Raw genomic sequence first — 15248 nt, 5'->3', positions numbered from 1 at the left:
GAGGAGTTGAAAACCATGCCCAAATCCATTGTGGCTGCCCTGCAGATCGGCTCGTTGCCCGGAGGCAAAGCTGACACCCTGGCGCAGATCCTTTCCTATGAAGATGCCGTACGCCAGGCCGGAGCACGCTTGGTGGTGATGCCCGAAGCGCTGCTGGGTGGGTATCCGAAGGGAGAACGCTTCGGTACACAGCTGGGGTACCGGTTGCCCGAGGGGCGCGAGGCCTTTGCTCGTTATTTTGCCAACGCCATCGACGTGCCGGGCAGTGAAACCGAGGCCTTGGCCGGGTTTTCGGCGCGCACGGGGGCAAGTCTGGTAGTGGGGGTCATTGAGCGTGACGGCAGTACCTTGTACTGCACCGCCCTGTATTTCGAGCCCGATGCCGGCCTGGTGGCCAAGCATCGCAAGCTGATGCCCACTGGCACTGAGCGTCTGATTTGGGGTAAGGGCGACGGCTCGACTTTACCGGTGATCGACAGCCAGGTCGGTCGTGTAGGCGCTGCGGTGTGTTGGGAGAACATGATGCCGCTGTTGCGCACCGCGATGTACGCCAAAGGGGTGCAGGTCTGGTGTGCGCCGACGGTGGATGAGCGGGAGATGTGGCAGGTGACCATGCGTCATATCGCCCACGAAGGTCGTTGTTTCGTGGTCAGCGCCTGTCAGGTTCAGGCCTCGCCTCAGGCGCTGGGCATTGAAGTGGCGAACTGGCCCGCCGAGCGTCCCTTGATTGCCGGCGGCAGTGTAATTGTCGGCCCCATGGGGGACGTCCTGGCCGGTCCGCTTAAAGGCACAAGCGGGTTGTTGACCGCCGAAATCGATACCGATGAACTGGTACCGGCGCGCTACGACTATGACGTGGTCGGCCATTACGCCAGGCCAGATGTGTTCGAACTGGTGGTGGACGAGCGGGCCAAACCCGGCGTGCGTTTCACTCGCTGATTTACCAAGTGGCCGCGGTACCCGGCAAGTCCAGGGTGCCGCGATCCACGAAGCGCAGGGTGCCGAACAGTCCACCGGCCAGTTTGCCTTTGAGTACGTAAGGCAGGTTGTCCAGGCTTTGGGTCTGGCTCAGGCCCAGCGTCTGGCGCAGCACGGAGAAAGCCGAGATGCTCACTGGCACGCTCAGTACCGCCTCGGAGAACCGTGGGATGGATCCGGTCTGATCGCTGACCCCCGATGCCAGTGTCCGGCCATTAACCTCGAGGTCGAGCGCGACACCGTTGTAATCGATGGCGGTTTCGTTAGGGTTCTGCAATCGCAGTTTCACGGCAAAGCGCATCTCCAGCTCCTGGCTGGGCAACGGTTCGATGCCCACCACGGTGATGTTCAGCGGATCGCGGTGCGGGAAGAGGGCGCAGGCGCTCAGGCTGAGCAACATCAGGAAAAGGGACACACCGAGGGCTCTGCGCATGGATAAACTCTCACGATAATAGGTAGGGCAAACGGGCGAGCTGTTGAGCACGATAACCCACATTTCTCTCAAACCACCGCACATCACGCGGTTTCCCGTCCAGTTCAATCCAGGCAGGGCTCATGGCTCCTGACAGTTTCTGACACCAGGCTCTGCTAATCTGCGTCAATCTTTTTTCCGGATCGTCCATCGTGTCGCGTACCACTCGACTGCTCACATTATTGCAAGTCTTGCGAGGCAAGCGCTGCCCGGTTACCGCTGCGACATTGGCGGCCGAGTTGAAAGTGTCCGAGCGCACGCTCTACCGCGATATCGCCGAACTCTCGGCCCTGGGGGCGCCGATCCAGGGCGAGGCGGGCATTGGCTATGTGTTGCGCAGCGGCCTGTTCCTGCCGCCATTGATGTTCACGGCTGATGAAATCGAAGCCATTGTGCTGGGGCTGCGCTACGTTGATCAGCGTGGCGACGAGGTGCTGGGCAAGGCTGCTGCCGACGCTTTGGCCAAGGTGGCCGCAGTGCTGGCGCCTGACGTCCGGGATGCCCTGCGCAACCCCACGGTATTGCCCGGGCCTCCTGGCTATGGCTATCCACAGAATACGGTGGAGCTGAATGTGTACCGCCAGGCCATTCGCGCCCAAGCCAAGCTGCATATCGATTACGCCGACGTGAACAAAACCCCCAGCCAGCGCCTGATCTGGCCGTTGGCCCTGGGTTTTTTCAATGAGGCGCGGGTAGTGGTTGCCTGGTGTGAACTACGCGGCGCCTATCGGACCTTTCGCACTGACCGGATTGCTTCTGCCACCGAGCAGGGCGAGCGCTATCCTGGCCGGCGCAGCGACTTGTTGCGCGCCTGGTTCAAGCTGATGGAACTGGACGAAATGGGGCGTTTCACTCCTGACAAAAACTGACACAAGGCTGTTCTAGCATGGTGTCAGATCGATAAAACAAGGAGCCCTACCATGTCCAATCCCGTCTCTTCCCTGGCCCCGGCCATTGCCGGCTACATTGCAGCCGCCAATGCTCGTGACAGTTCGGCGGTGACGCGTTTTTTCGCCGAGGATGCCAACGTGTTCGATGAAGGCCAGCACCGCGCCGGCACCCAGGCCATCGCTCAATGGATGGAAGACACCGCCCGGCGTTTACAGCCTCGGGTCGAGGTGCTCAATGTGCAGCAACGCACCGGCAAGGTGCTGGTGCATAACCTGATCTCCGGAACTTTCCCCGGCAGCCCGCTGGAGTTGCGCTACACCTTCCGGCTCGACGAGCAGGGGAAGATCAGTCGGCTGGATATCTCGATCTAGATGTTTGCACGTTGGATCGTCAACACCTGTGGGGAGGGGATAAATCGCCCTCGCCACAGGGTTTTGTTTGGGTTCACAGACAGGTGAGATCACTCACTCAAAGCCGCCGACATGGCATACTCCCCGACCTCGTTTTCCGGATCCGGGCCGTATGACTTTCGACTCCCCCTTGAGCGCCTGGCAGCATGCCATCGAACACCATGGCTTTGTCCAGGATGAAGCCCAGGAACTGGCCATCATGGCTCTGCAAGAGTGCCACCAGGCACTGCACGAGGGGCGCAAGTCGATCCAGGGCGTTTATCTCTGGGGGCCGGTCGGCCGCGGCAAGACCTGGTTGATGGACCGTTTCTACGAAAGCCTGAGGGTGCCGGCCCGTCGTCAGCATTTCCATCATTTCATGGCCTGGGTGCATCAGCGCTCGTTCCAGCTTACGGGCACGCCGGACCCTTTGCAGGCATTGGCTGCAGAACTGAGCCAAGAGGTCAGGGTGTTGTGTTTCGACGAGTTGTTCGTCACCGACATTGGCGATGCCATTATTCTGGGTCGTCTGTTTCAGGTCATGTTCGAGCGGGGCATGGTGGTGGTCAGCACCTCCAACCTGCCGCCCGAGGAGCTTTATGCCAACGGCCACAACCGCGAGCGATTCCTGCCCACCATCACGGCGATCAAGCAGCACATGCGGGTCGTGCCGGTGAACGGATGGCAAGATCATCGCCAGCATCCGGGAGCATTGCAGCAGCGCTACTGGCTACGCGACGGCGGACAACCCGATCCGTTGGAGGCTGTTTTTGCCCAGTTGACCGCAGGACAGGCGTCCAACAGTTTGCCGATTGAAGTTGGCCATCGTCTGCTTCAGCCCGTGCGGGCCAGCGATACGGTGCTCTGGAGTCGTTACGCGGATATGTGCGAACAGCCGTTCTCAGCCATGGATTTCATGGCACTGTGCGACCGTTTCAAGGCCATTCTGATCAGCGACGTACCCAATCTGAGCGCCGAGCAGCGCGAGGGGCGCATTGCCCGTGGAACCGAAGACGGGGTTGAAAGGGTCGAGGCCGGTGATCGTGAGTTGCCGCAGTTGTCCATTCATGATGACGGTGTGCGACGGTTCATTGCCCTGGTCGATGAATGCTACGACCGCAAGGTGCCGTTGTACCTTTCGGCACAGGTACCGATGGACCGGTTGTACACCGAGGGCTATCTGCAATTCCCGTTTCGTCGTACGCTCAGCCGCCTGCAGGAAATGCAAATGCAGCGTTTTGGTCAGTCCGCCTGACCGTATCCCGCCGACGGCACCGGAGCCGTCGGTACTACCGAAGTGAGATGGAACGCCGTGGAAGAAACCAGGGACATTCTTGTATTGCAAGCCAGCTACACCAATGCAGTCCACGCCGAAGCAATCTGTTATGTGCTGAACGGCTATGCCGAAGATCCAATGGGCGGTGGTCAGTCGCTGCCGCCGGAAGTGCTGCTGCATCTACCCGAGGAACTGGCCAAGCGCCCGCATGCCTTCAGCGTACTGGCTTTCGTCAACGGCGAACCAGCGGGCCTGGTCAATTGCTTCGAAGGTTTTTCGACCTTCGCCTGCAGACCGCTGGTCAATGTCCACGATGTTGTGGTGATGAAGCCGTTCCGCGGGTTGGGGTTGAGCCAGAAGATGCTGCAGAAGGTCGAGGATATCGCCCGCCAGCGTGGTTGCTGCAAAATCACCCTGGAAGTGCTTGAAGGCAATGCCATCGCCCAGGCCAGCTATACCAGGTTTGGCTTTGCCCCTGGCATGTTCGACCCGGCCCATGGCCGTATGCTGTTCTGGACAAAGCCCCTGTAGAGGCCGCCCCTGTGGTAGCGGGCGAGGGCAGTGCGGTTATTTTTGCACGACCCGCACCGCAGGCGCCTTGGGCTGCATCAGGCTGAAGTCGATCAAGGCTTTGCGCTGGTGTTCATAAGGGTTGCCGATCAACAGCGGGCGGGCCTTGAAGTCATCGCTCACCAGGCTTTTACTGCGGTCCAGTTCATCAAAACTCAAACCGGCCAGGTCTGCCCAGGTGTGGATCAAGTGAGCGCTGCTGTAGGGGCGTGACAGGTCAGCGCTGAAGTTCCAGTCATGAGTTTCACGCCACTTGGGCGAGGCCCAGGCGATGAACGGAACGGTGTACATCGGCGCGGTCGGCTTGCCTTCGTTGCGGCCAAGCGTGCTGTGGCCCGGCGAATCGAACACGTCTTCGCCATGGTCCGACAGGTACAGCAAAAAGCCGTTGGGGTCGGTTTTGGCGTAGTCCTTGATCAGGCTGGACACTACGAAGTCGTTGTACAGCACCGCGTTGTCGTAACTGTTGTAGGTCGGGACCTGGTCGTCACGTACCCCCGCCGGTACGCCCTGGCGGTCGGTGAACGTCTTGAAGCTGGGCGGATACCGGTATTGATAGCTCATGTGGGTGCCGAGCAGGTGCACCACGATCAGTTTGCGCGCAGCGCTGTCTGCCAGGGCCTGGTTGAACGGGGCGATCACATCGCCGTCGTATTGCGCCGCGTTCTGGTTGCGGTTGTTGTTCAGGTATACCTGCGCATCGGCTTGTTGAGAGAAGGTCGTGAGCATGGTGTTGCGCTTGGTCATGGTCTGCTGGTTAGTGATCCAGAAGGTCTTGTAACCGGCCTGCTTCATCATGCTCACCAGGGACGGTGTGCTCAGGTAAAGGTCTGGGTTCTGTTCATCGGCGAACGTCAGCACCTGCTGCAGCGCTTCGATGGTGTAGGGGCGCGGGGTGATGACATTGTCGAAAACCGAGAGCTGGTCCTTGAGCTTGTCCAGTTCCGGCGTGGTTTTCCTTGGGTAACCGTACAGGCTCATGCGCTGGCGGTTGGTGGACTCGCCGATGACCAGCACCAGAGTGGCGGGCTGGTCGGCCATGGCGTCCTTCAGGTGGCCCAGGGGGGCGATCTTGCTGGCGCTGTGAAGCATGCCCTGCATGTTTTCCAGTTGTTCGCCATAGCGCCGGTAAGCAACCAGCATCTGCCACGGCACGGCCGGCTCGATGCGACTTTCGAATTTCTCCAGGCCACCGGCAAATGTACCTGCACGCAGGGTGTGCTTGACCAGCGGATAGCCGGCAACTGCCACCACAATCGCAGTCGCCGCGACCATGGCTTGGCCGCGGGGCAGGTACACCGGGCGCAGACGTGTCCAGAGCCAATATCCGACGGCGGTATGGGCCAGGAAGGCCGCCACCATCCACCAGGCAAAATACTGCGTCATGTACTCGCCGGCTTCGGAAACGTTCGATTCGAACATGATGAAGATGACGCTCTGGGAAAACTCCTGCTGATAGATGAAGAAGTAGCCCAGGCTGGCCATGGAGCAAGCCCACAGGACCACGCCGATCAGCGCAGCAAGTAAACGGGTCCGGGCAGGAAAGAGCAGCATGGGCGCAAGCCACAGCGCGCTCATCACGAATGCCTGGCGAAACCCGGTGAACCCAGAGGTGTCGGTCACCAGTATGAGCAGTTGGGTAATGCCCGAGAAATACCAGAAAAACAGAAATAACCAGCCAAACCCGGCCCAGTCAAAACTTTTCGCAGTCGTTGTGCTGCGTTTGAACAAACTCATCAAGCGCTCCAGCCTTCCTGTCGACAAAGCCGCTGGCACCCAATGGATGCCCACAGACATGCGCCGAACTACCTAAAAGGCCGGGAGTATCGCGATGGGGGTGTGAAAAGTTTGTTAGATATTTGGTTACAAAACGAATGTCGGGGGGCTGTGGCGAAGGCGTTTTTTGTGGCGAGGAGGTTTATTTCCGGTGTTCGCGTTGCAACCTCACGCACTGAAACCGCGCACTCAGGGGCTGGCCGCTACGTGTTGCGGCAAGAACACATGCCCTTGGCACGAATGGGTACACATGGAAATGACACCGGTTTATCCAGTGCCACTTCCGGCGCCGCGCCTCTGCTCGGGGGTTACCGAGCCAGGGCCTGGCTCTGATGGGACAGCTGGGAGTGTTGCAACTGCATGCGCAATTGCGTCACCTCATCAAGCAGCAGATCACGCTCTTCTTTGAGCAGGCGTAATTCGTCGCGACGAATGGTCACGTAAAGGGTTTGGGGAGGACGTGCGGTAACTACGGAGTCCATTGCTCACCTCGCAAATGGCGTACATCAACTATAGAGATGTCGCCAGTATTTGGTCGACACCTCTACTATCGGCGCCGATTCTGATTTCTTTTGCTTGTGATTGGAACTTTTTTATTTTTCATGGTCGCTGTGTCTTTGGCCGGATCTGGAGCGTTATCCCTTGTGATCGCTCGAATTACCCGGAAACTATGCAGCAATGCTCTGGACTAACCTCCACTCGTCGATTGAGCTAAACCTTTGACACACCTTTATTTGTAGTAGGGAGCATCAGCACATGCAACTCGGGATCATTGGACTGGGCCGCATGGGCGGCAATATTGCGCGGCGCCTGATGCTCAATGGGCATACCACCGTCGTCTACGATCGCAATGCCGCCTTTGTTGAAAACCTGAGCCAGGAGGGCGCAACGGGCGTCGCGGATCTGCCGCAACTGGTGGCCGGTCTGGAAAAACCACGGGCTGTCTGGGTCATGTTGCCTGCCGGCGCACCCACCGAAGACACGATTAACGCTCTCAGCGAGTTGCTGGAGCCGGGCGACGTCATCATTGATGGCGGTAACACGTACTACAAGGATGACATCCGTCGCGCGCAGGCGTTGTCGGTCAAGGGCCTGAATTATATCGACGTCGGCACTTCCGGCGGCGTCTGGGGCCTGGAACGCGGTTATTGCATGATGATTGGGGGTGACGCCGAAGTGGTGAAGCGCCTGGACCCCTTGTTTGACAGCCTGGCACCAGGGATGGGCGATATCCCGCGCACCCGGGACCGCAAGTCCGACGATGATCGCGCTGAACGCGGCTACATCCACGCGGGCCCGGCCGGTTCGGGGCATTTCGTGAAGATGATCCACAACGGCATTGAATACGGAATGATGCAGGCCTTCGCCGAGGGCTTTGACATCCTCAAGACCAAATCCAGCGAAAGCCTGCCACCTGAGCAGCGATTTGACTTGAACGTGGCCGATATCGCCGAAGTCTGGCGTCGCGGCAGTGTGGTGTCGTCCTGGCTGCTGGATTTGACCGCCGACGCCTTGGCCAGCGATCCGAAGCTGGACGGCTTCTCCGGTGAGGTTGCCGACAGTGGTGAAGGGCGCTGGACCATCGAAGCGGCCATTGAGCAAGCGGTGCCGGTGCCGGTGCTCTCCAGTTCATTGTTCGCCCGTTTCCGCTCGCGCCAGCAGAGCACCTACGGTGACAAGATGCTCTCGGCCATGCGCTTTGGCTTCGGTGGTCACGTGGAGACGCCGAAAAAATGACCTCGATCGGCAGGAAATCCAAGGCAGAACCCGCGCCGCCGACCACGCTGTTTCTGTTCGGCGCCCATGGTGATCTGGTCAAGCGTCTGCTGATGCCGGCGCTGTACCACCTCAGTCGCGACGGGCTGCTGGGGGATGGCCTGCAGATCATTGGCGTTGACCATAATGCTATCAGTGATGTGGACTTCGCCCGGAAACTCGAGGATTTCATCCGTCACCAGGCGGCGAGCAAGGGCGGTGATGCCGACCGGGCGCTCGACCCGGTGCTGTGGGCCAGCCTGGCTCGGGGCATCAGTTATGTTCAGGGTGACTTCCTCGACGACAGCACCTACCAAGCACTGACGGCGAAAATCGCCGCCAGTGGCACCGGCAACGCGGTTTTCTATCTGGCGACCGCGCCGCGCTTTTTCAGTGAAGTGGTCCGCCGCCTTGGCGCGGCTGGGCTGCTTCAGGAACAGGATGATGCCTTCCGGCGTGTGGTGATCGAGAAACCGTTCGGTTCCGACCTGCAAACCGCCGAAGCGCTCAATGCCTGCCTGCTCAAAGTCATGAGCGAAAAACAGATCTACCGGATCGACCATTACCTAGGCAAGGAAACGGTGCAGAACATTCTGGTCAGCCGTTTTTCCAACAGCCTGTTCGAGGCCTTCTGGAACAATCACTACATCGACCACGTACAAATCACCGCCGCAGAAACCGTTGGCGTGGAAACCCGTGGCAGTTTCTATGAACACACCGGCGCCCTGCGGGACATGGTGCCCAACCACTTGTTCCAGTTGCTGGCGATGGTGGCCATGGAACCGCCGGCCGCCTTTGGCGCCGATGCGGTGCGTGGTGAGAAGGCCAAGGTGGTCGGGGCCATTCGCCCCTGGTCGGTGGAGCAGGCCCGCGCCAACTCGGTGCGTGGCCAGTACACCGCAGGCCACGTCGGCGACAGACCGGTCAATGGTTACCGCGAGGAAGCGAATGTCGCGCCCGACAGCAATACCGAAACCTACGTCGCCCTCAAGGTGATGATCGATAACTGGCGTTGGGTCGGGGTGCCGTTTTACCTGCGCACAGGCAAACGCATGAGTGTGCGGGACACGGAAATTGTCATCTGCTTCAAACCGGCGCCTTACGCGCAGTTTCGCGATACCGAAGTCGATGAACTGCAACCTACGTACTTGAGAATCCAGATCCAGCCCAATGAAGGCATGTGGTTCGACCTGCTGGCCAAGCGGCCGGGGCCAACCCTCGACATGGCGAATATTGAGCTGGGATTTGCCTACAAGGACTTCTTCGAAATGCAACCGTCCACGGGCTACGAAACCTTGATCTATGACTGCCTGACCGGCGATCAGACCTTGTTCCAGCGTGCCGACAACATTGAAAACGGCTGGCGTGTGGTCCAGCCGTTCCTCGATGCCTGGCAACAGGACGCGACGGTCCAGTTCTACAAGGCCGGTGAAGATGGTCCGTCGGCCGCAGATGACCTGCTGACACGCGATGGCCGCGTTTGGCATGCGCTCGATGAGTGATCAGGTGAAACACCCCATCCGGTTTTTACTCAGTGACATGGACGGCACGCTGCTGCTGCCCGACCACAGTCTCAACCAGCGCACCATCGAGGCCGTTCGCTCGTTGCGCGAGGCGGGCGTGATGTTCAGCCTCGCCACCGGGCGGCCGCCCCGGGCGATGTTGCAGCAGATCGAAGCCTTGGGCGTGGACCTGCCTACCGCCGCGTTCAATGGCGGTACGCTGGTCCACCCGGACGGCAGTTTCCTCGCCGTGCACTACCTGCCACCTGAGGCGGCTTTGGCGACGCTGGCCTTGTACGCCGACCAGCCTGATATCGAGGTCTGGGTGTTTGCCGACGGTGACTGGCTGGTGCGCGACGCCAACGGTCCGATGGTGCCGGTGGAGACGCGTGGGCTTGGCTATCCGCCGGTGCAAGTCGAGAGTTTCGAGCCTTACCTGGAACGTATCGACAAGATCGTCGCCACCAGCGCCAATACGCAGCTACTGGTTGAGCTGGAGGCGCGTTTGCATCCGCTGCTCAAGGGCCAGGCTCAGGTCTCGCGTTCGCAACCGATCTATCTGGATGTGACGGCGATGCGGGCAAACAAGGGTGAAGCGCTGGCGACCCTGGCAGCGTTCCTGGGGGTGCCGTTGGAACAGACTGCCGCCATGGGCGACGGTGGCAACGATCCGGCGATGTTTCACCGTGCGGGGTTGTCGATTGCCATGGGGCAGGCGGAGGAGGCGATTCAGCGTCAGGCCGATGTCATCACCGCAGCCAACACCGAAGACGGCGCGGCGCTGGCAATCGAGCGATTCATTCTGGCTCGATGAACCAAGCAAATCCTCAGGGCCGGTACCGCACCACCACTGCTCGATACTTGCCATGCAGAGAATAGCCGCCCACCAGGATCTTCCCGTCTGCCTGCAGCGCCAGGGATGTGGCGGTGTCGAGGCTGTAGCCCAGTCGAGTGCGGACCCAACCTCTGCCCTCACCGAAATCCGGATCGAGGCTGGCGTCCGGCAAGTGCCGGGCCAGAACGAAGTCAGTTTCGATACCGCCGATGGTGGCCCCAGCGGTCACCAGCTTTGCGTCTGCTTGAAGCTGGGCCGCCGTCCACTGACTGGCGCTGTTGCCAAATTTCAGGAACTGACACTGTCCTTGATTGCAGCGAGGGTCCGGTTTGCCGTCCCTGCCCACTCTTAGCGACAGGCAATGCATCGGGTCGCGGCTGCTGCCCAGTGCTTGCAGATCACCGTCTGGAAGTTGGACGATCTGGCTGACCATCACGCTGTGCTGTTGGGTCGTGATGGACAGGAAACCGTCCTCGCCAAAGCTGTCATCAAGTGTGCCGCTGGGATCATAGCGGGCCATCAAACCTTGTTGGGGCAAGTCAATCACTCCGCCGACCACGATGCTGCCGTCGGCCTGAAGCGCCACACAACCCAGCCAAGTGTTTTTCAACAGATGCCGGACCATCACAAAGCCGCGGTTGTTGAACGAAGTGTCCAATGCGCCGTCGGGCAGGAGCCGGATCAGGATGCCGACATGGTCAGATAATTGGTAATGATGATTGGCGAGGATGAGGATCCGGCCATCGGCCTGCACCCGCATGTCGCAGGCTTCAAGACCCGGTACGCCGGGTGGGAGCCAGGTGTCGCGCAGACCTTGGGAAAGATTGCCGCACAGCCGTATGACCTGCCGCCCGGCGCTGCCGAAGCTTTGAACGGCGCGGCCCTGCTGATCGAACAGCGCGATGGCGGGCAGGGTGCGGTCGGTGTTTTCGTAGTGCAGACCGGACAGCAGGATACGGCCGTCGGGTAATTCCATCACCTTGCCTGCCGTGGCTTCGAAGCCGCGCTCAAAAGAGCCGATCACATAGCCATGGTGTCCGAAGCTCGCGTCAGCCGAACCGTCGTGGTTGAGCCGTGCAAGCCCGAACCGGCTGCCTTCGGTCGTTTCGATCCGGGCTGCCACCAGGATCCTTCCGGCATGATCGACCGTCAGGCCCGTGGTCCGGCTCCCGAAGCTACCGGTAAAATGCACCCAGGCTTTACCGTTATCGGCAAAGCCTGGGTCGAGTTGGCCGGCACAGGCTGCGGCCGTCGGCATTGCAAACGCGGTTTGATCGAGCATGCATGCCTCTCCTTGCGTGTCGATAAGCCCGGAGGGGCGACGACTGCATGAGGGCAACATTCAATCCCTGAATGTGACAATGCACAACTATCAGACGCTGCAGAAACAGCAGCGAATCGTGCCAGAACACTGGCTTTTCGATCCAGTGCAAAGCCTGCAATCCATCATCAGGTTTACCGCTAAGGATTTACTCAGGCATGGACCAGGATTGCAGGGTGTAGCCTTCCTGGCTCAACTCGGCACGGGCCTGTTTCAAGCAGTCAGCCAGTTGGGCCGGGTCGGTGTAGGCACTGCTTGGAATCTGAGTGCGGCCAATATGAGTATTGGTGCGGTCAATGACGGTCAGGCTCAGTTCACCATTACCGTCTTGTGGAGCCCAGGCCACGCATTGAAAAGGACGAAAGGCGCGGTCGGCAATCAAAAGAGCTTCGTTGATACGGAGCGGGGCGTTCATGGCGTTATCTCTTAAGTATGCCCAATCAAATGATGTGCCGTCGGTTGGGCGTACCGGGCGGCTGGTTACTTGTACTGATGTCTTGTAAGGGGGGGCAGGTCACACATTCCTTAAATAAATTTCGATTTTCTTTCAGACCCGGCTTTTGGACTTTTGTTTGAAAGCTTGATGAAAGATTCAAGCGGGCGACAACTAACGAAACGCGCGCTTATAACCACTTTAAAGCGAACTCGATAATCAATTGATACAAGCAGGTGTCAACTTCTTGCTACTGTTACATGCAGGTTCGCCAAACGACTGTTTTTCCTCATATTCCTTATTTTGGCGCCAAGGATCAGTCATGATCGAAGCCAGTACGTCGCGTCGTCTGCTCGTGGTTGATCCCTGCGATGATTGCCATCGCCTGTTGCCCGGATTACGCACCATTGGCTGGGACGTGGAGAGCTGTTCCCTTGAACATGCGGGCGATCGAACGTGCGATGTGGGCCTGTTGCGACTTCAACCTTTTCATCTGGAACGGCCGGAGGCGGTCAAGGAGTTGATCAGCCGCAGCGGCACCGAGTGGATCGCCGTGCTGAATCAGGAAGTGTTGCGTCTGAAGAATGTGGGGGACTTTGTCTGCGAGTGGTTTTTTGATTTTCATACCTTGCCATTCGACGTGTCCCGGGTTCAGGTGACTCTGGGGCGCGCCTTTGGCATGGCGCGTTTGCGCGGACAGGGCTCGATTCACATCAATGAGCCCGAACATGAATTACTGGGCGACAGCAAACCCATTCGGGAGCTGCGCAAATTGTTGAGCAAGCTGGCACCTGCTGAATCGCCAGTGTTGATTCGCGGTGAAAGCGGCACCGGCAAGGAGCTGGTGGCGCGCACGCTGCATCGCCAATCCCATCGGCGCAACAAACCGTTCATTGCCATCAATTGTGGCGCGATACCGGAGCATTTGATCCAGTCGGAATTGTTCGGGCACGAGAAAGGCGCTTTCACGGGTGCCCATCAGCGCAAGATCGGGCGGATCGAAGCGGCTCACGGCGGCACGTTGTTTCTGGATGAAATTGGCGACCTGCCGTTGGAGCTACAGGCCAATCTGTTGCGTTTCCTGCAGGAGAAACACATCGAGCGGGTCGGAGGCAGCCAGCCGATCGCCGTCGATGTGCGGATTTTGGCCGCCACCCATGTGGATCTGGAAGCAGCCATCGAGCACAAGCTGTTTCGTGAAGACCTGTATTATCGCTTGAACGTGCTGCAGGTGCTGATGGCGCCGTTGCGTGAACGCCATGGCGATTTGTCGATGCTGGCCAGCCACTTCTCGCATTTCTACAGTCAGGAAACCGGTCGCCGGCCTCGCAGTTTCAGTGAAGACGCGTTGGTGGCCATGGGCAAGCATGACTGGCCGGGCAATGTGCGTGAGCTGGCCAACCGGGTACGTCGCGGCCTGGTGTTGGCCGAGGGGCGGCAGATCGAAGCGATGGACCTTGGCCTGACAGGTCATCAAGGGCCGGTGGCGCCGATGGGCACCCTTGAAGACTACAAGACCCGTGCTGAGCGCCAGGCGTTGAGCGATGTGCTTAACCGGCACAGTGACAACCTGAGTGTTGCTGCCCGCGTGCTGGGCATATCCCGACCGACGTTCTACCGGCTTCTGCACAAGCATCAAATCCGCTGAATCAAGCCTTGCCCTATTCGATGTGGGGGCGAGCCTGCTCGCGGTAGCGGTGTGTCAGTCACCAACAGGTCACTGATCTACCACTACCGCGAGCAGGCTCGCTCCCACAGGGCACTGCGTTAGAAGTAATACGGGAATTTCAGGCTAAAGGTGAAGTCCGGTGCATCGTCGGTCAGACCGATGGACAGGTTGGGGACGATGGTCAGGTTGTCGCTGGCGGCTACGGTCATGCCGATGTTGAAGTAGCCGGCATTGGCGTCGCTGGAAACCACCGATTCCCAATCCCCGCCGTCCTGTTTGAGCTTGCTTTTCTTTTGTATGAGGTCGGAAACCGAGAACGACATACTCATCTTCTCGTTCAGCGCGAAGGCAATGCCCGCGCCGATCTGGAAGCTGTCGCCGATCCGCACCTTGCCCGGTATCCTCTGGTTGACGGTGGAGCTTATGTCGTCGAAGGACTCTTCGAAGTTATGGGTGTAGGAGAGGCTGCCGAACAGCACGGCCGGATCGAAGGTCTTGACCAGCGAGATCCCGGGTGTGATCGACCATACGCCGTTGCCGGTGGGCAGCTCTTCAGGCACAAACAGGTTGGTGTTGGCCTGGGACTGGCGCAGCTTGATGCCGAACGGCTCTTCGCCGGTTGGCGCCTTGACGCGCAGAGTGAGCACCGCGTCCGGGCTGTTGATCGATTCGTCCATGAATTTGTAGGCGATGCCGAAGTTGACGTCACCGATGGTGGGATCGCGGGTAACGGTTTCTTCGCTGGTCACCCCAGCTGCCCCTTGGTTGGCACCGCCGGACTGATAGGTGGATTCGCGGTAGACCACCGGTACGTTGAGGTCGAACTGCCAGCGATTGTCGAAGTTGTAACGGCCGGTGAGGTCCAGGGTCCAGGTGTCGGCCTTGATCCTGTCCAGGTTGATGTTGCCCAGGAAAATCGAGTCCAGGGCCAGGAAGCCGTTCAGAATCAATTGTCGTGTGTCGTAGCGCGAATAGGTCACGCCGGTTTCGAAGCTGAACTTGCCACCGCCAAAAAAGCCGCTGGCCTCGTCATAGAGGTTGGAGACACTCTGGGCGGGCTGTGAATCATCGGCCAGGGACTGCCCGTAACCGCTGCCGCCAGCCGCAGTCTGGTTGCCTTTCATGTCGGCTGGGGATTTGGCCAGGCGCTTGGGCGCGGGAGCAGCGGGTTGATCTTCGACCTGGCGGACTCGCTGCTCGAGTACCGCCAGGGCTCTTTGCTGGACCTCGTATCGTTGTCTGAGCTCGAGAAGCTCCTGCTTCAGTGCTTGAATGTCGGCGTCAGGTGCTGCTTGCAGCAGGGGCGCCGGTAAAAGGGTGCTTACGCACATCACAGCGCGCAACGATACGGATCGATACATGAAATATGCCGTCCCTATTT

Annotated in this window: 15 protein-coding genes; 9 read left to right on the top strand and 6 right to left on the bottom strand. The window is 59.4% G+C overall.

Annotation, left to right across the window (positions count from 1 at the left end):
- The first annotated feature begins 15 nt into the window (after positions 1–15).
- Positions 16–939, top strand: coding sequence for a carbon-nitrogen hydrolase family protein (locus tag CRX69_RS18405; protein ID WP_107323276.1), 924 nt, complete (start codon positions 16–18; stop codon positions 937–939).
- A gap of 1 nt (position 940) precedes the next feature.
- Here the strand turns inward: CRX69_RS18405 and CRX69_RS18400 are convergent, their stop codons facing one another.
- On the bottom strand, positions 941–1411 hold the full coding sequence (locus CRX69_RS18400) for an LEA/WHy family protein (RefSeq protein ID WP_047226553.1): 471 nt from the start codon (positions 1409–1411) through the stop codon (positions 941–943).
- Between the two features lie 191 nt (positions 1412–1602).
- On the opposite strand from CRX69_RS18400, the gene CRX69_RS18395 reads away from it, so the two are divergent.
- The 4 genes from CRX69_RS18395 (at position 1603) to CRX69_RS18380 (ending at position 4537) form a co-directional block, all read left to right on the top strand.
- Entirely contained in the window at positions 1603–2319 is a 717-nt protein-coding gene (locus CRX69_RS18395; protein ID WP_047226552.1) for a helix-turn-helix transcriptional regulator, read from the top strand.
- A gap of 51 nt (positions 2320–2370) precedes the next feature.
- Positions 2371–2712 (top strand): nuclear transport factor 2 family protein, encoded by a 342-nt coding sequence (locus CRX69_RS18390; protein WP_047226551.1) that lies wholly within the window; start codon positions 2371–2373, stop codon positions 2710–2712.
- A gap of 151 nt (positions 2713–2863) precedes the next feature.
- A complete protein-coding gene (zapE, locus tag CRX69_RS18385) occupies positions 2864–3985 on the top strand; it encodes a cell division protein ZapE (RefSeq protein ID WP_107322514.1) in 1122 nt (373 codons plus the stop codon).
- 57 nt (positions 3986–4042) lie between these two features.
- Positions 4043–4537 (top strand): GNAT family N-acetyltransferase, encoded by a 495-nt coding sequence (locus tag CRX69_RS18380; RefSeq protein WP_047226549.1) that lies wholly within the window; start codon positions 4043–4045, stop codon positions 4535–4537.
- Between the two features lie 36 nt (positions 4538–4573).
- Here the strand turns inward: CRX69_RS18380 and CRX69_RS18375 are convergent, their stop codons facing one another.
- Both CRX69_RS18375 and CRX69_RS27705 read right to left on the bottom strand, forming a co-directional pair.
- Positions 4574–6313, bottom strand: coding sequence for a phosphoethanolamine transferase CptA (locus CRX69_RS18375; RefSeq protein WP_107322513.1), 1740 nt, complete (start codon positions 6311–6313; stop codon positions 4574–4576).
- 347 nt (positions 6314–6660) lie between these two features.
- The gene (locus tag CRX69_RS27705) at positions 6661–6834 is read right to left on the bottom strand and encodes a DUF6026 family protein (protein WP_171061379.1); all 174 of its coding nucleotides are present in this window, start codon (positions 6832–6834) and stop codon (positions 6661–6663) included.
- Positions 6835–7084: 250 nt separating this feature from the next.
- Here CRX69_RS27705 and gnd point away from each other — a divergent pair, with 250 nt between their 5' ends.
- The 3 genes from gnd to CRX69_RS18360 are packed head-to-tail and all read left to right on the top strand — an operon-like array spanning position 7085 to position 10423.
- Positions 7085–8089, top strand: a complete 1005-nt coding sequence (gene gnd, locus CRX69_RS18370; RefSeq protein ID WP_260990091.1) for a phosphogluconate dehydrogenase (NAD(+)-dependent, decarboxylating) — start codon at positions 7085–7087, stop codon at positions 8087–8089.
- Positions 8086–9609 (top strand): glucose-6-phosphate dehydrogenase, encoded by a 1524-nt coding sequence (zwf, locus tag CRX69_RS18365; protein ID WP_107322511.1) that lies wholly within the window; start codon positions 8086–8088, stop codon positions 9607–9609. Before gnd ends, zwf begins: the two co-directional genes overlap by 4 nt.
- The gene (locus CRX69_RS18360; RefSeq protein ID WP_047226638.1) at positions 9602–10423 is read left to right on the top strand and encodes an HAD family hydrolase; all 822 of its coding nucleotides are present in this window, start codon (positions 9602–9604) and stop codon (positions 10421–10423) included. The genes zwf and CRX69_RS18360 overlap by 8 nt, the downstream gene beginning before the upstream one ends.
- 13 nt (positions 10424–10436) lie before the next feature.
- Here CRX69_RS18360 and CRX69_RS18355 read toward each other — a convergent pair whose 3' ends face one another.
- Together CRX69_RS18355 and CRX69_RS18350 are read right to left on the bottom strand one after the other, a co-directional pair.
- Positions 10437–11726: an NHL repeat-containing protein gene (locus tag CRX69_RS18355; RefSeq protein WP_076384971.1), complete on the bottom strand. Its 1290-nt coding sequence runs from the start codon at positions 11724–11726 to the stop codon at positions 10437–10439.
- Between the two features lie 187 nt (positions 11727–11913).
- Positions 11914–12180: a hypothetical protein gene (locus tag CRX69_RS18350; protein WP_047226544.1), complete on the bottom strand. Its 267-nt coding sequence runs from the start codon at positions 12178–12180 to the stop codon at positions 11914–11916.
- 340 nt (positions 12181–12520) lie between these two features.
- On the opposite strand from CRX69_RS18350, the gene CRX69_RS18345 reads away from it, so the two are divergent.
- On the top strand, positions 12521–13846 hold the full coding sequence (locus tag CRX69_RS18345; RefSeq protein ID WP_047226543.1) for a sigma-54 dependent transcriptional regulator: 1326 nt from the start codon (positions 12521–12523) through the stop codon (positions 13844–13846).
- A 119-nt stretch (positions 13847–13965) separates the two neighbouring features.
- Here the strand turns inward: CRX69_RS18345 and CRX69_RS18340 are convergent, their stop codons facing one another.
- Positions 13966–15228 (bottom strand): transporter, encoded by a 1263-nt coding sequence (locus CRX69_RS18340; RefSeq protein ID WP_076384969.1) that lies wholly within the window; start codon positions 15226–15228, stop codon positions 13966–13968.
- Between the last annotated feature and the right edge of the window lie 20 nt (positions 15229–15248).

The organism is Pseudomonas rhizophila (assembly GCF_003033885.1).
GTDB lineage: Bacteria > Pseudomonadota > Gammaproteobacteria > Pseudomonadales > Pseudomonadaceae > Aquipseudomonas > Aquipseudomonas rhizophila.
This window is presented reverse-complemented; position numbering and strand designations above follow the sequence as displayed.